18 protein-coding genes are annotated in these 20,418 nt (G+C 65.3%); 7 read left to right on the forward strand and 11 right to left on the reverse strand.

The genetic code is table 11. From position 1 onward, the window contains the following. Window positions 1–387: 387 nt before the first annotated feature. Complete coding sequence (locus tag HZF03_RS24055; protein WP_012497883.1) at window positions 388–897, forward strand: GcrA family cell cycle regulator; 510 nt, start codon at window positions 388–390, stop codon at window positions 895–897. A gap of 241 nt (window positions 898–1,138) precedes the next feature. Here the strand turns inward: HZF03_RS24055 and phoB are convergent, their stop codons facing one another. From phoB to HZF03_RS24105, 10 genes are all read right to left on the reverse strand, one after another. After that, the gene (phoB, locus tag HZF03_RS24060; RefSeq protein ID WP_011160307.1) at window positions 1,139–1,852 is read right to left on the reverse strand and encodes a phosphate regulon transcriptional regulator PhoB; all 714 of its coding nucleotides are present in this window, start codon (window positions 1,850–1,852) and stop codon (window positions 1,139–1,141) included. 77 nt (window positions 1,853–1,929) lie between these two features. Beyond that, a complete protein-coding gene (gene phoU / locus HZF03_RS24065) occupies window positions 1,930–2,646 on the reverse strand; it encodes a phosphate signaling complex protein PhoU (RefSeq protein ID WP_011160308.1) in 717 nt (238 codons plus the stop codon). Window positions 2,647–2,669: 23 nt separating this feature from the next. Beyond that, window positions 2,670–3,491, reverse strand: a complete 822-nt coding sequence (pstB, locus tag HZF03_RS24070) for a phosphate ABC transporter ATP-binding protein PstB (protein ID WP_011160309.1) — start codon at window positions 3,489–3,491, stop codon at window positions 2,670–2,672. Continuing rightward, window positions 3,488–4,351: a phosphate ABC transporter permease PstA gene (gene pstA / locus HZF03_RS24075; protein WP_012497884.1), complete on the reverse strand. Its 864-nt coding sequence runs from the start codon at window positions 4,349–4,351 to the stop codon at window positions 3,488–3,490. The genes pstB and pstA overlap by 4 nt, the downstream gene beginning before the upstream one ends. Before the next feature lies 1 nt (window position 4,352). Next, the gene (pstC, locus tag HZF03_RS24080; protein WP_011160311.1) at window positions 4,353–5,354 is read right to left on the reverse strand and encodes a phosphate ABC transporter permease subunit PstC; all 1,002 of its coding nucleotides are present in this window, start codon (window positions 5,352–5,354) and stop codon (window positions 4,353–4,355) included. A gap of 213 nt (window positions 5,355–5,567) precedes the next feature. After that, window positions 5,568–6,578, reverse strand: a complete 1,011-nt coding sequence (gene pstS / locus HZF03_RS24085; protein ID WP_104512974.1) for a phosphate ABC transporter substrate-binding protein PstS — start codon at window positions 6,576–6,578, stop codon at window positions 5,568–5,570. Window positions 6,579–6,726: 148 nt separating this feature from the next. Next, window positions 6,727–8,073 (reverse strand): ATP-binding protein, encoded by a 1,347-nt coding sequence (locus HZF03_RS24090; protein WP_165858175.1) that lies wholly within the window; start codon window positions 8,071–8,073, stop codon window positions 6,727–6,729. Between the two features lie 3 nt (window positions 8,074–8,076). Then, the gene (locus HZF03_RS24095) at window positions 8,077–9,111 is read right to left on the reverse strand and encodes a putative bifunctional lysylphosphatidylglycerol flippase/synthetase (protein WP_011160314.1); all 1,035 of its coding nucleotides are present in this window, start codon (window positions 9,109–9,111) and stop codon (window positions 8,077–8,079) included. Between the two features lie 247 nt (window positions 9,112–9,358). Continuing rightward, a complete protein-coding gene (locus HZF03_RS24100; RefSeq protein ID WP_011160315.1) occupies window positions 9,359–9,655 on the reverse strand; it encodes a hypothetical protein in 297 nt (98 codons plus the stop codon). Window positions 9,656–9,658: 3 nt separating this feature from the next. Continuing rightward, window positions 9,659–11,053: an OmpA family protein gene (locus HZF03_RS24105; protein ID WP_119019806.1), complete on the reverse strand. Its 1,395-nt coding sequence runs from the start codon at window positions 11,051–11,053 to the stop codon at window positions 9,659–9,661. Window positions 11,054–11,208: 155 nt separating this feature from the next. Here HZF03_RS24105 and HZF03_RS24110 point away from each other — a divergent pair, with 155 nt between their 5' ends. The 3 genes from HZF03_RS24110 to HZF03_RS24120 all read left to right on the forward strand — a co-directional run bounded on the left by HZF03_RS24110 (window position 11,209) and on the right by HZF03_RS24120 (window position 14,274). Continuing rightward, window positions 11,209–12,267 (forward strand): polysaccharide deacetylase family protein, encoded by a 1,059-nt coding sequence (locus HZF03_RS24110; RefSeq protein WP_119019815.1) that lies wholly within the window; start codon window positions 11,209–11,211, stop codon window positions 12,265–12,267. A gap of 60 nt (window positions 12,268–12,327) precedes the next feature. Beyond that, a complete protein-coding gene (locus HZF03_RS24115) occupies window positions 12,328–13,134 on the forward strand; it encodes an SDR family oxidoreductase (RefSeq protein ID WP_011160318.1) in 807 nt (268 codons plus the stop codon). 165 nt (window positions 13,135–13,299) lie between these two features. Continuing rightward, window positions 13,300–14,274 (forward strand): helix-turn-helix transcriptional regulator, encoded by a 975-nt coding sequence (locus tag HZF03_RS24120; RefSeq protein WP_276510787.1) that lies wholly within the window; start codon window positions 13,300–13,302, stop codon window positions 14,272–14,274. Between the two features lie 6 nt (window positions 14,275–14,280). Here the strand turns inward: HZF03_RS24120 and ugpB are convergent, their stop codons facing one another. Further along, window positions 14,281–15,609 carry a sn-glycerol-3-phosphate ABC transporter substrate-binding protein UgpB gene (gene ugpB / locus HZF03_RS24125; protein WP_119019808.1) on the reverse strand — a complete coding sequence of 443 codons (1,329 nt, stop codon included), beginning with the start codon at window positions 15,607–15,609 and terminating at the stop codon, window positions 14,281–14,283. 206 nt (window positions 15,610–15,815) lie between these two features. Here ugpB and HZF03_RS24130 point away from each other — a divergent pair, with 206 nt between their 5' ends. Genes HZF03_RS24130 through HZF03_RS24140 form a run of 3 tightly spaced genes read left to right on the forward strand, consistent with a single transcriptional unit; the run spans window position 15,816 to window position 20,343 of the window. After that, the gene (locus HZF03_RS24130) at window positions 15,816–17,897 is read left to right on the forward strand and encodes a sensor histidine kinase (protein ID WP_119019809.1); all 2,082 of its coding nucleotides are present in this window, start codon (window positions 15,816–15,818) and stop codon (window positions 17,895–17,897) included. Next, window positions 17,867–19,606 carry an ATP-binding response regulator gene (locus tag HZF03_RS24135; RefSeq protein ID WP_119019810.1) on the forward strand — a complete coding sequence of 580 codons (1,740 nt, stop codon included), beginning with the start codon at window positions 17,867–17,869 and terminating at the stop codon, window positions 19,604–19,606. Before HZF03_RS24130 ends, HZF03_RS24135 begins: the two co-directional genes overlap by 31 nt. Next, window positions 19,603–20,343 carry a response regulator gene (locus tag HZF03_RS24140; RefSeq protein WP_011160323.1) on the forward strand — a complete coding sequence of 247 codons (741 nt, stop codon included), beginning with the start codon at window positions 19,603–19,605 and terminating at the stop codon, window positions 20,341–20,343. The genes HZF03_RS24135 and HZF03_RS24140 overlap by 4 nt, the downstream gene beginning before the upstream one ends. Window positions 20,344–20,418: the final 75 nt, after the last annotated feature.

Below are 20,418 nucleotides of genomic sequence, written 5' to 3' on the forward strand. Positions count from 1 at the left end.
GAAACGTGCCGCCTTTCCAGGCGGCACGTGGGATTATTCTAGAAGCGTCGAACTCACTGTCAACACGGAGCTTCGGCGAAGTGCTGCCAGAAAGCACCGCTACTGCTGTTTGTTGTGGCTTCGCGGACTCACTCACAGGAGAAGGTGTGGACGCACCGGGTCGGACTCTTGCGCCCGAGTCACGGCATATTGTAGCCTTTTGCCTGTCGGGTACGACATCTCGTGCGCGGTTTGTAATCCATTTCGAGTTCTCGGATGAGGCGTAACGCCGGGGCGGCAAGGGTCGTCCGGCGAGCGCTAAGGGATTCTGACAGCAGAGATTTTGACGACCTCACAGCCGCGGTTCCGCGCCGCCCTTCGGCGCCCGCGGCAGGAAGGGATAGAACTATGACGGCATTGACCTGGACCGACGAGCGCGTCGAGCAGTTGAAGAAATTGTGGGAGGGCGGGCTGTCGGCGAGTCAAATTGCCGCCGAGCTGGGTAACGTCACCCGCAATGCCGTGATCGGCAAGGTCCACCGCCTCGGCCTGTCGGGCCGGGCCAAGAGCCCCACCTCGGCCGCGCCGCGGCCGCGCAAGGCCCGCCCGGTGCAGCAAATGATGAGGGTCACGCGCCCGGTTGCGCGCGGCAACACGGCTTTGGCGCACGCTTTCGAAGTCGAAGCCGAGCCCGATCCGATCGCGTTCGACAACGTGGTTCCGATGAACCAGCGGCTGTCGCTGCTGGAGCTTAACGAAGCTACCTGCCATTGGCCGGTCGGCGATCCGTCGAGCCCGGAATTCTTCTTCTGCGGCGGCAAGTCGCTGCCGGGGCTGCCCTACTGCGCACATCACTCGCGCATCGCCTATCAGCCGGTCGGCGATCGCCGCCGCGCCGCTCCCAAGACCACGCGGTAATCACCGCTCGCGCAGCGCCGCCGCTGCGCCGCGCCCGAAGTTGTCATCGCCCGGCAAGGACCGGGCGCCTGAGCATCCCGGAGCGCCTGTTACTCCCACCAACACTGCAAGATTGGACCCTCCGCTTTCGCGGAGGATGACGGCCAATACGTGGTCGCCCGAAAAATCAGGAGCCCGCACAGCAAGGCTGCGCGGGCTCCGAACTAATCACTGTCGTTAGCAGACGAACGCGGCCCGCGGACTACGACGGGCTGCCTTCAACCTTGGCAAAGCGGTCGTCGAGAGCGTAGCCGGCACCGCGGACGGTGCGGATCGGATCCTGCTCGCGGCCGATATTGAGCAGCTTACGCAGGCGGCCGATGTGCACGTCGACGGTGCGCTCATCGATATAGATGTCGCGCCCCCAGACGCCGTCGAGCAGCTGTTCGCGGCTGAACACCCGGCCCGGATGCTCCAGGAAGAACTCGAGCAAGCGATACTCGGTCGGGCCGAGATCGATCGGCCGGCCGGAACGCGCCACCCGCCGCTTGTCGCGGTCGAGCTCGAGATCGCCATAGGCCAGCACGGTGGCGAGCCGCTCCGGCGCCGCGCGGCGGAGCAGGCCCTTCACCCGCGCCAGCAATTCCGGCACCGAGAACGGTTTGACGATGTAATCGTCGGCACCGGTCGCGAGCCCGCGAACGCGTTCGCTCTCTTCGCCTCGCGCCGTCAGCATGATGATCGGCAGTTGCTTGGTTTCCGGCCGCGCCCGCAGCCGGCGGCACAGCTCGATGCCGGACAGGCCCGGCAACATCCAGTCCAACACCACCAGATCGGGAATGCGCTCTTTCATCCGGGTGTCGGCGTCGTCGCCGCGGGCCACCGTCTCGACCTCGTAGCCCTCGGATTCCAGATTGTATCGCAGCAGCGTCGTCAGCGCTTCCTCGTCTTCAACTACCAGAATGCGCGCAGCCATTATCGTCCTCGTCTCAGTATCGTCTCGATCCGTCCTCTGGCGGCCGGCCCGGCGGGCCGGCGACGACCAGATCGACGTCAGTTGCCGGGCGTCGCGTTGGCGAACGTCGTCATGTCGCCCTTCGGACGCTTATCCATGATCTGCTGACCCTCGATCATGTAGAACACCGTCTCGGCGATGTTGGTGGCATGATCACCGATCCGCTCGATATTCTTGGCGCAGAACATCAGGTGGATGCAGAACGAGATGTTGCGCGGATCTTCCATCATGTAGGTGAGCAGCTCGCGGAACAGCGAGGTGCAGATCGCGTCGACTTCCTCGTCGCCGTTCCACACCACCATCGCGGCCGGCAGATCGTGCGCCGTGTAGGCGTCGAGCACAGCCTTGACCTGCGACTGGACCAGGTCGGTCATGTGTTCAAGGCCACGGATCAGCTTCAGCGGGTGGAATTCGCTGTCGATCGCGTTGACGCGCTTGGCGATGTTCTTCGACAGATCGCCGATCCGCTCCAGATCGGTGGCGACGCGCATCGCGCCGACGATGTCGCGCAGGTCGACCGCCATCGGCTGGCGCCGGGCGATGGTCAGCACCGCGCGCTCTTCGATATTACGCTGCATCTGGTCGATCTCGGCGTCGGCCGCGACCACGCGCGAAGCCAGCGCAATGTCGCGCCGGATCAGCGCGTCGACCGAGTCGACGATCTGGCGCTCGGCCAGCCCGCCCATCTCCGCAACCTGCCGGGTCAGCTCCTGCAAGTCACCGTCGAACGCCTTGGTGGTGTGTTCGAATCCCATATCCGTGCTCCTCGCCCGCCGCGTCAGCCGAACCGGCCGGTGATGTAGTCCTGGGTGCGCCGATCGCTCGGCGAGGTGAAGATCTTGTTGGTCGGGCCGAACTCGATCAGCTCGCCGAGATACATGAAAGCAGTCGATTCCGACACGCGCGCCGCCTGCTGCATGTTATGGGTGACGATCGCGATCGTGTACTGTTCCTTCAGCTCGTCGATCAGCTCCTCGATCTTGGCGGTGGAGATCGGGTCAAGCGCCGAGCACGGCTCGTCGAACAGGATCACTTCGGGCCGTACCGCAATGGTGCGGGCGATGCACAGCCGCTGCTGCTGGCCGCCGGACAGGCTGAGGCCCGAGGCATTCAGCTTGTCCTTGACCTCGTTCCACAGCGCGGCGCCGCGCAGCGCCTTCTCGACCCGCCCGTCCATCTCCGACTTGGAGATCTTCTCGTAGAGGCGGACGCCGAACGCGATGTTCTCGTAGATCGTCATCGGAAACGGCGTCGGCTTCTGGAACACCATGCCGACCCGGGCCCGCAGTAGGTTGAGGTCGAGCTTGGGGTCGAGGATGTTGGCGTTGTCGAGCAGCACCTGCCCTTCGGCGCGCTGACCCGGATACAGATCATACATCCGGTTGAAGATGCGCAGCAGGGTCGACTTGCCGCAGCCCGACGGGCCGATAAAGGCGGTGACCCGGTTGGTGGCGAGCGCGAGATTGATGTGCTTCAGCGCGTGGTTCTGACCGTAGTAGAAATTGAGGTCGCGTACGGTCACCTTGGCTGGGCCGTCCGGCTGGGCGCCGATCGGCGGCATCGCGGACGGAACGCTGGTGGCGATCGAGATCTCAGTCATTTCGTGGTCCTCTCGGCGCCGATGATGCGCGCGCCAATGTTCAGGGCAAGCACGGTCAGGGTGATCAACAGCGCGCCGCTCCAGGCGAGCTGCTTCCAGTAGGCGTATGGGCTCTGGACGAAGTTGTTGATGGTCACCGGGAGGTTGGCCATCGTCTTGGTCAGATCCAGGCTGAAGAACTGGTTGCTCAGCGCGGTGAACAGCAGCGGCGCGGTCTCGCCGGCGACGCGGGCGGTCGCCAGCAGGATGCCGGTGATCAGGCCGGCGCGAGCCGCCCGGTAGGCGATGCGCCGGATCACCAGCGAGCGCGGCAGGCCGAGCGCCGAGGCGGCTTCACGCAGCGAGCTCGGCACCAGCAGCAGCATGTCCTCGGTGGTGCGCACCACCACCGGGATCACGATCACCGCCAGCGCCAGCGCGCCGGCAAGCGCCGAGAACCGGCCCATCGTCACCACCACCGCGCCATAGATGAACAGGCCGATGATGATCGACGGCGCGCTGAGCAGGATGTCGTTGATGAAACGGATCACCGAGGTCAGCTTGTCGTACTTGCCGTACTCGGCGAGGTATGTGCCGGCGAACAGCCCGAGCGGCGCGCCGATGCCGACGCCGAGGATCGTCATGAAGATCGAGCCGACGATGGCATTGAGCAGACCGCCGGTGGTCGAGCCGGGCGGCGGCGTGTTCTGGGTGAACACTTCGAAGTTGAGGCCGGCAAGGCCGTTCCAGAACAGCGTGAACAGGATCAGCGCCAGCCAGGTGACGCCGAACAGCGCCGCCGCCGAGCACAAGACCTTGATCACCAGATCGTTGCGATGACGCCGCTTGTAGATCGGATTGTCGAGATGGATCGGCGACATCTTACTTGCCCGCCTTGAGTTCGAGCCGCAGCAGCAGCAGCCGGGCGGCCGCCAGCACCAGGAAGGTCAGAATGAACAGCAACAGGCCGAGCAGGATCAGGCCGGACTGATGCAGGCCGTCGCTCTCGGCGAATTCGGAGGCGATCGCCGCCGAGATCGTGGTGCCGGGCGAGAAGATCGAGCCGGTGATCCGGAACGAGTTGCCGATGATGAAGGTGACCGCCATCGTCTCGCCGAGCGCGCGGCCGAGCGCCAGCATCACGCCGCCGATCACGCCGACACGGGTATAGGGGATCACCACGCTGCGGACGACTTCCCAGGTGGTGCAACCGACGCCGTAGGCGGCTTCCTTCAGCACAGGCGGCACGGTCTTGAACACGTCGACCGAGATCGCGGTGATGAACGGCAGCACCATGATGGCGAGGATCAGCGAGGCGTTGAACAGGCTGAGGTAGGACGGCGGCCCGGCAAAGATATCGCCCAGCACCGGCACACCTTCGAACAGCGCGATCATCGCCGGCTGGAAGTGATAGGCCAGGAACGGGCCGAGCACGAAGAAGCCCCACATGCCGTAGATGATCGACGGGATGCCGGCGAGCAGCTCGATGGCGAGGCCGATCGGACGGCGCAGCCACGTCGGGCACAGTTCGGTGAGGAAGATCGCGATGCCGAGGCCGACCGGGATCGCGATCATCATCGCGATCAGCGACGTCACCAGCGTGCCGTAGATCGGACCGAGCGCGCCGAGGATCGGCGGATCGTTGGCCGGCGCCCAGCGCGAGGTGGTGAGAAACGAGAAGCCGAACTCGCGGATCGCAGGCCAGGCGCCGACGATCAGCGAGATGATGATGCCGCCGAGGATCAGCAGCACCGAAATCGCGCAGGCGCGCGTCGTCCAGTAGAAGGTCTTATCGCCGAGCTTGAAGGCGCTCAGGGCCTTGGCCCGATCGTAAGGTCCGGCAGCCGCTTGCAACCCGGTCGTATCAACCGCCATGTCCGCCACGCTAACTCTCCTCATGCCTTCTGCAGGGCCCGAAACCGCGCCGCGCGGCTGGAGATCTGAATTGAAAACCGGATGCGCGATCGAAGGTCGCGCCAGCACCGACTGCGGTGCAAAGCCGGAGCCCGAGAGATGCGCGCCTCGGAGTCCGTCGTTCGCGTGAACGTCTTGCTGCGACCCGGACGGAGCCGGATCGCAGCTTCGACATTCAGACTATCAGCTCTTGATGTCCGCGGCCCAGGTCTTCTCGATCAGCTTGACGACCGGTTCCGGCATCGGGATGTAGTCGAGCTCTTCGGCAGCCTTGCCGCCCTTCTCGAACGCCCACTTGAAGAACTTCACGGCTTCGCTGGAAGCCGCCTTGTCGACCGGCTCCTTGTGCATCAGGATGAAGGTCGCGGCGGTGATCGGCCACGAGGCTTCGCCCGGCTGGTTGGTCAGGATCAGGTAGTAGCCCGGAGCCTTGGCCCAATCGGCATTCGCCGCGGCAGCCTGGAACGCCGCAATCGTCGGCTGAACGGTCTTGCCAGCGCTGTTCACCAGGCCGGTGTAGGTCAGCTTGTTCTGCTTGGCGTAGGCGTATTCGACGTAGCCGATCGAATTCTTGGTCTGACCGACGTTGCCGGCAACGCCTTCGTTGCCCTTGGCGCCGACGCCGACCGGCCACTCGACCGCGGTGCCCGAACCAACCTTGGTCTTCCAGTCAGCGCTGACCTTGGACAGGTAGTCGGTGAAGTTGAAGGTGGTGCCCGAACCGTCGGAGCGACGAACCACGGTGATCGCGTCGCTCGGCAGGCTGACCTTCGGGTTCAGCTTCTTGATCGCCGGGTCGTCCCACTTGGTGATCTTGCCGATGTAGATGTTGGCCAGGGTCTCACCGTCGAGCACCATCTCGCCCGGCTTCACGCCTTCGAGGTTCACGACCGGCACGATGGCGCCCATCACCATCGGCCACTGCACCAGGCCTTCCTTCTCGAGCTGCTCCGGCTTCAACGGCGCGTCGGTTGCGCCGAACGTCACGGTCTTGGCAATGATCTGCTTGATGCCGGCGCCCGAACCGATCGACTGGTAGTTCAGACCGTTGCCGGTGTCCTTCTTATAGGTGTCCGCCCACTTCGAGTAGACCGGGTACGGGAAGGTGGCGCCAGCGCCCGTGATGTCGGCGGCGAAGGCCGAGGTCGACGCCGCAACCATACCTGCCGCGACGATTGCCTTGATGAAATTCATGGGGAAGGTCTCCATCTGTAAGCGAAGCGCTCAACGCGCCCGACTGCGCTTACCCCGCCCGTCTACGAGCGGTCGGTTGACCTTTTATGAGGGTTTGATGACAGTCATGTGACTGACTCAAGCCTTTGAAATTCAAAGATTATTCAACTCAGACCTGGGGCTTTCCCTGAGGGAAGCAGACGGTGAAAGTCGCGCCCTTTTTCAGCACGCTTTCGATCAAAAGACGGCCGCGATGACGGTTAACAATATGTTTCACCAGCGATAATCCTAACCCGGTACCACCTTGAGAGCGGCTGTCGCCAACGTCCACCCGGTAGAACCGCTCGGTCAGTCGGGGCAAATGCTCGGGCGCGATGCCAGGGCCGAAATCGCGCACCAGCGCGCGATATTCCGGCACCCCGTCGCCCGACACCGCAGCCACCACCGAGACCACGACGCGGCCGCCGGAGGCGCCATATTTCAGCGCGTTCTCGATCAGGTTTTCGAACAGCCGCAGCAGCTCTTCGCGGTCGCCGGCGATGGTCGCGGCATCCTCCGGCAGCTCCAGCTCGATCACCACCTGGCGTTCCTTGGCCAGCGGCTCGAGGCCGTCGGTGACCTGCTTGATCAGCGGCTTCAGGTCGATCATCGCATCGGGACGAACATGCGCGCTGAGCTCGACCCGCGACAACGACAGCAGGTCGTCGATCAGCCGCGCCATCCGGGTCGCCTGGGCGTGCATGATGCCGAGGAAACGCTCGCGCGCCTTCGGATCATCGCGGGCCTGGCCCTGCAGCGTATCGATAAAGCCGGACAAGGCCGCGAGCGGCGTGCGAAGTTCGTGGCTGGCGTTAGCGACGAAATCGGCCCGCATCTCCTCGACCCGGCGCAGCGGTGTCAGGTCGTGGAACGTCATCAGCATGCACTGATCGGTGCCGCCGAACGCGGTCGGCACCTGCACCGGCGCGATGATCAGTTCGAGCCAGCGCTCGATCGAACCGTGGTCGAGATAGGTGACGCGGCGCGGCTCTGAGGTCGCGATCGCCTCGCGCAGCGCGGTGACGATCTCGGGGCTGCGCAGCGCGAACTGCGCCAGTTCCCGAACCCGCAGAGCCGGAGCGAGCTGTGCGGCAGCGGCATTGAGGTGAATGACGCGGCCGGCACGATCGAGCAGCACCGCCGGATCGGGCATGCCGCCGACGATGGCACGCACCACCGGCATTTCCACCGGGCTGACACCGAGCGCGTCGTCGAGCGCGTTGGAACCGTCATGCAGGCGCCACGGCACCAGCGCGGCTGCGACCAGACAGGCGAAAGCCGCGATCGCCGGCCCAATCGCCAACTGGGCGAAGAGAACCAAGGCGGAGAGCGCAAGCGCGGCGGCGATCAGGATGATTGCGGCGTGACGAAGCCGGTCGGACCAATGCGTCAGCAGCGATGTCGAGGACGGCGGGGCAGCGAGCACAAGTTCGCGGACCGGGCGGGCTTGCTCGTCGGGCGCGGGTGCGGTGGTCATGGCTCAACCTGGTGAGGGATCTCCGCGCACCGGTTTCGGCTTCAGCGCTTCGGCCAGCGGAGGAACCCGCTTCAGCCGCGCACCGAGCACGATCTCCCGGACCGCAAGCACGAGGACCGATATCACGAACGGCACGATGTAGTACAGCAGGCGGAACAGCAGCATGCCGGCAAGCAGCTCTTCCTTGTCCATCTGCCACAGCCCGACCAGCATCGCGGCGTCGAACACGCCGAGCCCGCCGGGCGAATGGCTGGCGAAGCCGAGCAGCGTCGCCGACACGAAGATCACCGCAACCACGACGAATCCGACATTGGGCTCGTCGGGTGTCAGCACGTACATCGCGAGCGCGCAGAAGCCGAGATCGACGATGCCGATCGCGATCTGAAGCAGCGTCAGCTTGCCGCCGGGCAGCGTTACCGTCCAACTGCCGCGCCCGACGCAGCGCGGCTTGAACGACACCCACGCGACATAGACCATCAGGCCGGCGAGGATCAGCAGCGCCAGCACGCGGTTGACCGCCGGCGGCAACAGGTCGACCGCGGACGCCGCCTCGGGATGATAAGCGACGCCCAGCCCGAGCACCGCCGCGTTGCCGAGCCAGAACGTCAGGCCGGCCAGGAAGCAGACCTTGGCGACGTCGATCGCGTCCAGTCCCCAGGCCGAGTAGATCCGGTAGCGCACCGCGCCGCCGGTCAGCGCGCTGGCGCCGACATTGTGGCCGATGGAATAGCTGGTGAAGGCGGCGAGTGCGTTGACCCGATAAGGCACGTCGTCGCGACCGATCGCATGAACGGCGAACAGATCGTAGAACGTCAGGGTGAAATAGCCGGCGGCGACGAATAATGCGGCGAGCGCAATCGAGGTCGGCTCGGTCTGGCCCATCGCGTCGAGCACGCGATCGTGGTCGATGCCGCGCAGGATGTGGTACAGAACGTAGCAAGCGGCCGCGATGACCGCGATGCTGACCGCAACACCGAGTTTGTGCAGGATTTGCTTCTCGCGCAGAACTTCGATCGTTCTGCGTATTGCGATCCGCATCGAGACCTCGAATCCCCTTCGCCCGCGTTCTACCCCTGATATTCCGGCCCTGTCGCCGAGCTTCGGCCGGCCGCAGGTCGTTGGTAGCGTGTTTTCCAGCCAAGTGGAATTCGGTCAACGCCGCAAGACGGTTCGCGACGCTTCAAATCCGCTTCAGCCGGCCGGCTGCGCTTCGCATTATTGGGATTTCGTTGCAGCGCGGGACCTATCGTCGCAGCGTTCGGTCGATGCCGGCCGAAAGCTGCCGTCAGGGCCGCTGCGATTGCCGCGCGACCACCCAGTAGCGGAGCCATGAACCGATGGCACACCCGATCAGATAGGCGGCCACCATGACGAGGAAAAGGTCGAGCCAGTAGCCGGCCCGGCCGGGAACCAGACGGGCGAGCGACAGCCCGACCAGCACCGCTGCGACGCCGGCGATGCCGAGCCCGGCATTGCGCGAGAAGCTCGGGCCGCGATGCACCACCGAGATCCAGCCCACCGCGAAGCCGAGCAGCAGCGAACCGACCAGCCAGCCCCAGAAGAAATCCACCAAAGCCACCATGCGTCACCTGACCACGAAATCGATCCGGCGATTCTTCGCCTTGCCAGCGTCGGTGTCGTTGCCGGCGACGGGGATCTTGCTGCCGTAGCCGAATGCCTGGAGACGCTCCGGCGACAGGCCGGCCCGCACCATATAGTCGACCACCTCGCGGGCACGCTTTTCCGACAACGACTGGTTGAACGCGGGGTCACCGTCGCTGTCGGTGTGGCCAGCGACTTCGATCTTGGCGTTCGGGCAGCGCATCGCGGTTTCGATCAGCCGATCGAGCAGCGCGGCGGAATCCTTGTCGATGCTGGCGCTGGCGGATTCGAACTGGATGGTGGCCTTGGCCAGCAGCCCGTTGAACAATTGCTGGCACACCGAGGCGTCGACCGGCGCGGCGGCTGGCTTGACCGACAGATCGGCCTTCACGGTCCAGCCTTGCGGCAGCTCCTTGTTCAGACCGCCGCGGATCTGGTTGGCGGCGACCTCGTAAAGCGCGTCGCCGGACAGATGAACCTCTCGGTCCGACAGTACCAGGGTGCCGGTCGACAGCCGCGACAACGCGCCAAGCGCCGGCGTTGCGGCTTCGAGGAAGCCCTTCGGGGCGCCGACGCTCGCCTTGAGGTTGTCGACCACCTTTTCGTTGAAGAACTTGCGGCCAGTGGCTGCGGCCAGCGCCGCATGGACATTGTTGTCCGGCACATATCCGTCGAGCGTGACCTGCCCGGCGACCGGGTCCTTGTAGGCTCGGAACACGTAAGGCGGCGCCTCGATATCGTTTTCGCCAACGGTGTAGCCGTCGGGAAGGGTGCGCAGCGCTGCGGCGATCGATTCACGGCCGCCGAGATCCTTGGCCATGCCCTTCAGGGCAACCTGGGTGCCGGTGAGGGTGATCTTGCCCTGCTTCAACTTGGCGATCTGGTCGATCAGCAGCATCGCGGCGGCGTCGAACCGTTGCGGCGCGCCGCGCGCCAGCGCCATCCGGTCGACCACTTCGGTGCCGTTCACCGCCGCCCGCGCGCCGTCGGCCAGCCGGGTGCGGCTCGCCGGCAGAGGCGCGCTGCCGGTCAGGGTCACGCGGACGACATCGCGCTCAATTGACCAGACATAAGGAGAGGCTTCCGGTACCAGCTTGGTCCGGTCGTTCACCAAACGGAGGCCCGGCACAGCCTCGACCGCGGACACCGCGGCGCGGCGCCCTTCTTCGGAGAACGCCTCGGCGGTCAGCGTGATGTCGCGGCCCGCTGCGGTGATCTTCGTTTTGTCGAGGACGGTGTCCTTGAGCACGGCCGTGGCGCGAGCGCCAAGATCGGCTTCCACGGCCGGCATCGTCGCCCAAGCGGCGATAGCCCAGAGGATAACCAACGGAATGGCGCCGGGCCACCATTTACCGCTGGAGCTGTAAAGTCCGCGCATTCCGCTTCCCGTGGATCAGAAGCAGAGAGAAATCAAACCGTTGGAGGGCTGTCAAACGCAATTCAAGGAAACAGCAACCAAAGTTGCGCTTCCCATAACCGTTTCTTCAACCGTCGGCGCCTAGCATCGTGCAGAAATTGAGCGGCCGCTATTCGATGAAGCATTTTCGCCACAATATTATCCGCGCCGGGCTCGAAGCTCTTTATTACACCGGCGCGCATCGGGTGCTGCGCCCGATCTTTTCCGGAATCGGCACGATTTTCATGCTGCACAGCGTGCGGCCGGCTCGCGACGATTCGTTTCAGCCCAATCGCCATCTCGAGGTCACGCCGGACTTCCTGCGCGCCACGCTGCGGCATTTGCGGGAGCTTGGGATCGATCTCGTCCCGATGGACGAGTTGCACCGGCGGCTGCGTGCGCGCGACTTCAGCCGGCGCTTCGCCTGCATCACGCTGGATGACGGCTATCGCGACAATCGCGATTTCGCCCTGCCGGTGTTCGAGGAATTCGGTGCACCGTTCACGGTGTTCGTCACCAGCGACTTTGCCGAGGGCACCGGCCGGCTGTGGTGGGTGACGTTGGAGCGGCTGATCGCCGCCCAGAGCCGGCTCGATGTGTCGATCGGGGGCCAGGAGTTGCGCCTCGACATTGCGACGCCCGAAGCCAAGCAGGCGGCATTTGACCGGCTGCACGATCTGCTGCGCAGCCTGCCGAACGGTGGCGATCTCGATGCGGCGATGACGGCGCTGTGCCTGCGGTATGGCGTCGATGAGACTGCCGCCGCGCGCGAATTGTGCCTGCCATGGAATGAACTGCGCAGCTTCGCCGCGCACCCGCTGGTGACGATCGGGGCGCACGGCATCACCCATTGCATGCTGCGCCGGCAGACCGAACTGGTCGCCGCGCACGAACTCACCGGCAGCCGCGCCCGGATCCAGGACGAACTGCAACGACCCGTCGACCATCTCGCCTATCCGTATGGCGACAGGGCTTCGGCAGGCCCGCGCGAATTCGCGATCGCACAGGCGGTCGGCTACAAGACCGCGGTGACGACGCGCCCCGGCATGATGTTCGCCGATTGCGCCGATCACCTCACCGCGCTGCCGCGGATCTCGCTCAACGGTCACTACCAGGACGACAGGCTGTTGCCGGTGCTGACTTCCGGGGCCGCGACCGCGATGTGGAACGGCTTCCGCCGTGTCGCTGCGGCGTGATTTCTTGACTCACCTCCCTGGCCGCCTCAAACAGACGGCCAAAGCCCCGAGGGAGATGTCATGTTCAAGGATCTGTTTTCGCTGCAAGGCCGCGTCGCTCTGGTGACCGGCGGCTCGCGCGGCATCGGCAAGATGATCGCGGCTGGCTTTCTCGCCTACGGCGCGACGCGCGTTTACATCACCGCGCGCAAAGCAGCGGCCTGTCAGGCCACCGCGGACGAACTCACCGAAATGTATCCCGGCGAGTGCGTCGCGCTGCCGATCGACATCTCGACCATGGCGGGCATCGATATGCTGGCCGCCGAGATCAAGCGCCGCGAGAGCTCGCTCGACATCCTGGTCAACAACGCCGGCGCCGCCTGGGCGGCCGACTTCGACGAATTCCCGGAGAGCGGCTGGGACAAGGTGATGGACCTCAACGTCAAGACGCCGTTCTTCCTGACCAAGGCGCTGGCGCCGCTGCTGCGCGCCGCCGCGAGCGCCGAACAGCCCGGCAAGGTGATCAACATCGCCTCGATCGACGGCATCTTCGTCAATCCGCTCGAGACCTATCCCTACGCGGCGTCGAAGGCCGGCCTGATCCACCTCACCCGCCGGCTGGCTGTGAGGCTGATCAAGGACCACATCGTCGTCACCGCGATCGCGCCGGGACCGTTCGCCTCCGACATGAACAAGGCGGCGCGTGACGAATCCGACGCGGTCGCCAAGCGCGTCCCTGCGGGCCGGATCGGCACCGACGAGGACATGGCCGGCACCGCCGTGTTCCTCGCCTCGCGCGCCGGCGACTACGTGGTCGGCTCGACCGTGACGGTCGACGGCGGCGTTGCCTTCGCCAACCCTGGCATCAAGGGCGACGGCTGGGCGTAAAGCCGCCGCGCTTCGGTCTTCCGCTCAGAGCGCGGGAAGCCACACCTCCCGGGTCATGAATTGCCTACCGCGCAGCCCGCGCTCCCAAAGCGCGCGGGCTGCGGTTTTGCGTCCCACCTGACGAAATTTGCCTTGAATTATAATGCATCGAACGGCATCCGTTCGATTGCTGGCGATTTTGGCCAGCACTATCATTCTCCAAACAGATGTGAACGGACCGAGATGGCCGAGCCAGACGATACCGACGCGAGCTTTCTGCTCGACCTCGGCCGCCATGTCCGCACCATGCGCGGGCGGCGCGGCATGTCGCGCAAGGTGCTGGCCAAGGTCTCCGGCATCTCGGAGCGCTACATCGCCCAGCTCGAAAGCGGCAAAGGCAACGTATCGATCATGCTGCTGCGCCGGATCTCCGAAGCGCTGGCGACGCCGCTCGAAGACCTGCTGCCGTCCAACGAGTCGTCGGCCGACTGGCCGGTGATCCGCGATCTGGTGCGGCGCGCCACCCCCGTGCAGATCGCGCATGCCAAGGACGTCTTGTCAGGCCTCGGCCGCTACGGCGGCAGCCTGGAGCGGGAGGCGACCTTCCACGGCATCGCGCTGATCGGCCTGCGCGGCGCCGGCAAGTCGACGCTCGGCAAGATGCTGGCCGACAGCATCGGCTGGAGCTTCGTCGAACTGAACCGCGAAATCGAACGCCAGAACGGCCTGTCGGTATCCGAGATCATCGCGCTCTACGGCCAGGAGGGCTTCCGCCGGATGGAGCAGACCGCGCTGTCGCGGCTGCTCGCCCGCAAGGAGCCGATCGTGCTGGCGACCGGCGGCGGCATCGTCTCCGAGCCGATCACCTTCGATCAGATCCTGACCTCGTTCTACACGATCTGGCTGAAGGCCGAGCCGGAGGAGCACATGGCGCGGGTCCGCGGCCAGGGAGACCTGCGGCCGATGGCCGACGACCGCGCCGCGATGCAGGAGCTGCGCACCATCCTGCAAAGCCGCGAGCCACTGTATGCCCGCGCCGCCGGCGTACTCGACACCGCCGGACTGTCGGTCGAAGCCGCCGCGCAGAAGCTGGTCGCGATGGTGTCACCAGTGCTGAGCCGCGATGCAGGCGCGTTCGGCCTGCGCGAGGCGGCGCCGTAAAAGCCGTTACGGCTTAGTGCGTTCAAACTGCCGCAGCAGCTTGTTGCCGCGCTCGACCGCCGCGTCCATCGCCTCTTTCGCCGGCTTATCGCCCCGCACCGCGTGTTCGATCTCGTCTTCGATCGCCGCCCGCACCAGCACGAACGAGCCGAGCCGCAGCCCGCGCGAATTCTCGGTCGGCGGCTTCAGCGTGATCTGTTCGATCGAGATCGCCGTGCCGGGATTGCGGTCGTAGAAGCCCTGGGCGCGGGTGAGATCGTAGGCCGCCTTGGTGATCGGCAGGTAGCCGGTGTGCTGATGCCAGGCCGCCTGAACTTCCGGCTTCGACAGGTAAGCGAAGAACTTGGCGGCGCCTTTGTATTCGCCCGCCGAATGGCCGCGGAGCACCCATAGTGTGGCACCGCCGATGATGGTGTTCTGCGGCGCGCCGGCGATGTCCGGCCAATACGGCAGCCGGCCGTAACCGACATCGAACTTGGCATTGGCAAGAATGTCGGCGCGGGTCGCCGAAGAGCCAATGAAGATGCCGCAATCGCCCTGCTGGAAGCGCGGTTCGGCCGCGGTGGCGCGGCCGCCGTAATCGAAGGTCTTGGTCTTCTGCCAATCGGCAAGCTGCGCGATATGGCGCACCACCGCCGGATTGTTGAACACCAGTTCGGCATCCAGCCCGCCCAGCCCGTTCGACTGGGTCGCCAGCGGCAGGTTGTGATAGGCGGAGAAGTTCTCGATATGCACCCAGGACGGCCACGAGGTGGTGAAGCCGCACGCTGCGCCGGCGTCAATTAGCCGCTTCGCCATCGTCCCGACTTCCGGCCAAGTCGTCGGCGGCACCTCCGGATCGAGCCCAGCGCGACGAAACAGCGTCTTGTTGTAGTACAGAATTGGTGTCGACGCGTTGAACGGAAACGACAGCATGTTGCCGCTAAGATCGGTGTAGTACCCGGTGACGGCCGGCAGATAGTCGGCCGGCGAGAACACCTCGCTCTCGTCGCGCATCAGCTCGTACACCGGATAGACCGCGCCCTTGGCCGCCATCATGGTGGCGGTGGCGATCTCGTTGACCTGCACGATCGCCGGCTGGCTGGAGGAGCGGAACGCGAAAATCGCCGCGGTGACGGTCTGGGTGTAATTGCCCTTGTAGGTCGGGACCACGCGGTAATCGGATTGCGACGCATTGAAATCCGCCGCCAGTTTCTCAAGCTGCCGGCCGAGCTCACCGGACATCGCATGCCACCAGGCAATTTCGGTGGCGGCGCCAGCGGGGGCGATACCAGCGGTGGCGCAAACCAGCACGGCGGCGGCGATCTGCGCGAGTCTTCCCAAAATTCCGGCCATCGCCTGATGCGCTCACTCCCGATAGCCATCGCCCAGGCTGATCTGCTAGCTTGGTGGGACTTCTCCGGTCCCTGCGACCGGCACCAACTGTATGGGATTGAACTTGCCGCTGTCCAGCCGAGCCGAGGTCCCTGACGCCAACCCTGCGCGCGACGCCGCAGCGGACGCACTTGGCCGTGAAATTATCCGGCGTGAGGTCGACTGAGTTGGATCCGGTCACCCCGCAGCCCGCTGATACCGAGCCACGGCCGGACCGGCGCGGCCGCACCGGTCTCGTCGGCCTGGTGCGCGCGGTGCCGATCCGCTGGCGCATTCTGTCCATCGCGGCACTGAATTCACTGGTCGTGCTGGTGCTGGTGAGCCTGATCTGGAGCGGCGCGCGGGTGCTGCGCACCGCCTGGGACGACGTCCGTCAGGTGCGCGAGTCCGACAAGATCCTGGCGCTGCTGGAAAGCGAGACCGGCCGACTGCAGAACCTGATCCATCGCTACATCAATCAGCCGAGCCCAGATCTGTTCGCCGAGATCCTGCTGCTGCGCGAAGCGGTGCTGGGAACGTTGACGAACCGCGCCTCCACCGATCCGATGCTGTCGGGCTCGGTCGAGGAGCTGGAGCGCGCCACCGAGCGCTTCCTCGGCGGCTTCGGCGACCTGCGGGCGCTGCAGACCACCATCAAGTCCACCTACGAAAACCAGGTGCAGGCGCCGGCCCGCGATATCGCTGCGCTGTTTGCGGTGATCGGCGGCGCCACCGGGCAGCGCGACGCGCTGATCCTGCCACCGCTCGGCCGCGCCCGCGAGGCCTTCACCGCGATGCTGGTGGCGGCCAATTCCTACTATCTGTCGCTGTCACAGCAGGCTGCCGAAGAGGCGCAGCAGAACACCGAGACCATCGAGCGCACCATTCCGGTGATGAGCAGTCTCGCCGACAACGATCTGCAAAAGATGGCGCTGGAGAAGCTGAAGCTGCGCACCACGGCGCTGCGCGACGGCCTGCAGGAATTGACCGACCAGCTCGCCAAGCGCAGCGATCTGTTGCGCAACTCGATCGACGCCAGCCAGGCCGCCACCATCGCGGCGATCGACGCACTATCGGTGAAGATGCGCCAGCGCGAGCAGAAGGCGCAGGAGACGTTCGATCGCACCCTCACCGGCATTTCGCGCAAGGTGCTGTCGATCGCGCTGATCTTCCTCGGAATCATCATGACGGCCGGCATCATCATCGCGCTGAGCATCCGCCTGCCGTTGCAGCAGATCCTGTCGTCGATGCACGCCATCACCTCGGGTAATTACGATCGCCGCGTCGCCGGCACCGAGGCCAAGGACGAGATCGGCGCGATGGCCCGCGCGGTCGAAGTCTTCCGCGAAAACGCGATCGACAAACGCAAGGCCGAGAACGATCTGCGGGAGTCGAAGGAGAAAGCCGAGAGCGCGCTGCTCGAACTGAAGACCGCGCAGCAGAATTTGATCGACGCCGAACGGCTGGCGGCGCTCGGCAGTCTGGTGGCCGGCGTTGCCCACGAGGTCAACAATCCGATCGGCATCAGCCTGACGGTGGCGTCGAGCTTCACCCGCCGCGCCACCACCTTCGAAGCCGAGCTGAAGGGCGATACGCCGCTGCGCCGTTCGCAGCTCGACGAATTCGTCCGCAGTACGCGTGACGCCGCCCAGCAGCTCGTCGGCAATCTGCAACGCGCCGCCGAACTGATCCAATCCTTCAAGCAGGTAGCGGTCGACCGCTCGCATGCCGAACGCCGGCAATTCAACCTGCACGAGGCGACCGACCAGATCGTCGCCAGCCTGAAGCCGGTGCTGAAACGCGCGCCGATCCAGCTCGACATCGACGTGCCGGAGAGCTTGGTGATCGACGGCTACCCCGGCGCCTACGGGCAGATCCTGACCAACCTTTTTCTGAACGCCGCCAACCACGCCTTCACCGACGGGCGAGCCGGAACGATCACCATCACGGCGCGGCCGCGCGGCAACGATGACGTCGAGATCATCTTCGCCGACGACGGCGCCGGCATGACGCCGGACGTGCAGCGCCAGGCCTTCGACCCGTTCTTCACCACCCGCCGCAATGAGGGCGGCACCGGGCTCGGCCTGCACATCGTTTACAATCTGGTGACCCAGCAGCTCGGCGGCCGCATGATGCTGGAATCAAGACTAGGACAAGGCACGACTTTTCGCATTATCATGCCGAAAACCGCCACCGGTGGAACGGCATCCGCCGCCCCACCCATCGACGGAAACCTGCAATGGCCGACCAGGACGATATCCTCGAGCTGATCGAAGACACGGATTCGACGCCGGAGGTATCGGGCGCACGGAAATGGAAGATCGCGGTGATCGACGACGACACCGCGGTCCACGACGGCACCCGCTTTGCGCTGAGCGACTACAGCCTCAACAATCAGGGGTTGGAGATCCTGTCGGCCTATTCGGGCGCCGAAGGCCGCGAACTGATGCGGGCCCACCCCGATATCGCCGCGGTGCTGCTCGACGTCATCATGGAGACCGACGCCGCCGGCCTCGACCTGGTGGAGTTCATCCGCAACGATCTGAAGAACGAGACCGTACGGATCATCCTGCGCACCGGCCAGCCAGGCCAGGCGCCCGAGCGCCGCGTCATCGTCGACTACGACATCAACGACTACAAGGCCAAGACCGAGCTCACCGCCGACAAGCTGTTCACCTCGCTGACCGCGGCGCTGCGCAGCTATCAGCAGCTCGAACGGATGGTGCAGACCCGGCGCGGCCTCGAAATCATCATCGACGCCGCCTCGACGCTGTACGACTTCAAATCGATGCAGCGACTCGCCGAAGGCGTGCTGACCCAGCTCGCCTCGCTGCTCAATGTCGATTGCGCCGGTATCTTGGTCTTACGCGACGCCGGCGACGAACTGGCGGTTCTAGCCGGCTCGGGCTGCTACAGCCGCTTCATCGGCACCACAGGCCACAGCAATTCGCTCGACCCGGACCTTCGTCAGATGGTCGAGGAAGCGTTCCGGCGGCGGAAGCACGAGTTCGCCGACCATCGCACTGTGCTGTATATCCGGACCGGAAGCGGCCGCGAGGTGGTGGTACTGCTGCAGGCCGAGCGCGAACTGTCGGACACCGACCGTTCGCTGGTCGAGATCTTCGGCAGCCGGCTGTCGATCGCCTTCGACAATGTCATCCTGTATCGGCAGCTGCACGAGGCCAACACCCAGCTCGAAGAGCGGGTGGCTCAGCGCACCCGGGCGCTGACCCAGGCCAACCGCCGGCTGTCGACGCAGTGGCTGCGGCTGCAGCGCGCCAATGCGTTCAAGAACGAGATCCTCGGTACCGTCGCCCACGACCTGAAGAACCCGCTCGGCGTCATCCTCGGCCGCACCGAGATGCTGACCGAGCTGATCGGCGCCGAATCCTCCAAGGACCATGTCATCGCTCAGGTCGATCATATCCGCGACGCCACACGGCGGCTGACGCTGATGGTCGATCATCTGATTTCCGACGCGATGGCGGATGCGTTCGACATCTCGATCCGGCGCGAGGCGGTCGACATCGCCGCGCTGGTCGGCGAGGTCGCCGAGGCCAACCGGCCGATGGCGCAGAACAAGCAGCAGGTGATTTCGGTGTCCACGCCGGAGGCCTGCTCGACGATGTGCGATTCCGACCGGATGCGCGAGGCGATCGACAATCTGGTCAGCAACGCCATCAAATACAGCCCGATCGGCGGCAACATCGCGCTGCAGGTCGACGGTGATGGCGACAGCACCATGATCCGCGTTACCGATGAGGGCGCCGGGCTGTCGCCGGAAGACCTGAGCCGACTGTTCGGGCGCTTCCAGCGGCTGTCCGCCAAGCCGACCGCGGGCGAAAGCTCGACCGGCCTCGGGCTGTCGATCGTCAAGAAGATCGTCGACATGCACGGCGGCGAGATCATCGCCGAGAGCCCCGGCCCCGGTCAGGGCGCGACCTTCACCATCATTCTGCCCGCAGCGCCGGTGTCATGAGCCAGAACCCGCACATCATCGTCGTCGACGACGAAGCCCCGGCCCGCGAGATGGTCGGCGACTATCTCAAGATGCACGGCTTCGCCGTCACCCTGTGCGATGGCGGCAAGAGCCTGCGCGCCGAGATTGCCACCAAGCTTCCGGACCTGGTGGTGCTGGACCTCAACATGCCGGAAGAGGACGGGCTGTCGATCATCCGCGACCTCAAGGCCAAGTCCAACGTCCCGGTGATCATGCTGACCGCGACCGCCAGCCCGATCGACCGCGTGGTCGGCCTCGAACTCGGCGCCGACGATTACGTCGCCAAACCCTGCGAGCTGCGCGAATTGATGGCGCGCATTCGTTCGGTGCTGCGCCGCGCGGCGCCGCCGAAGCCCGTTGCCGCAGAGCCTGCAAGCGCTGCCAAGGCCGACAACGCCCAGCTGGTGCGGTTCGGCACCAAATGGCTCGACCTCGAAGCCCAGGCGCTGCGCGACGACGACGGCAATGAGCATCCGTTGACGGCATCTGAATTCGGCCTGCTGAAGGTGTTCGCGGCCAATCCGAAACGGGTGCTGTCGCGCGAGCGGCTGCTGGAGCTGGCGAACGCACGCGACGCTGAGGCCTTCGACCGCGCGGTCGATCTCCGCATCATGCGGATCCGCCGCAAGATCGAGCCGGACCCGACAAAGCCGGCCGTAATTCGGACAATTCGCGGCGGCGGCTATTTGTTCTCGCCGGCCAGCGACCGCGCCTGAGCTGCCGGGCCGCCGGTATCGCTGGCTGCCGCCCCTGATTTCCTTCGCTTTTTCGGCCGAGTGTTTCATCGCGGC

The sequence above is a fragment of the Rhodopseudomonas palustris genome (assembly GCF_013415845.1).
GTDB classification, from domain to species: Bacteria; Pseudomonadota; Alphaproteobacteria; order Rhizobiales; family Xanthobacteraceae; genus Rhodopseudomonas; species Rhodopseudomonas palustris_F.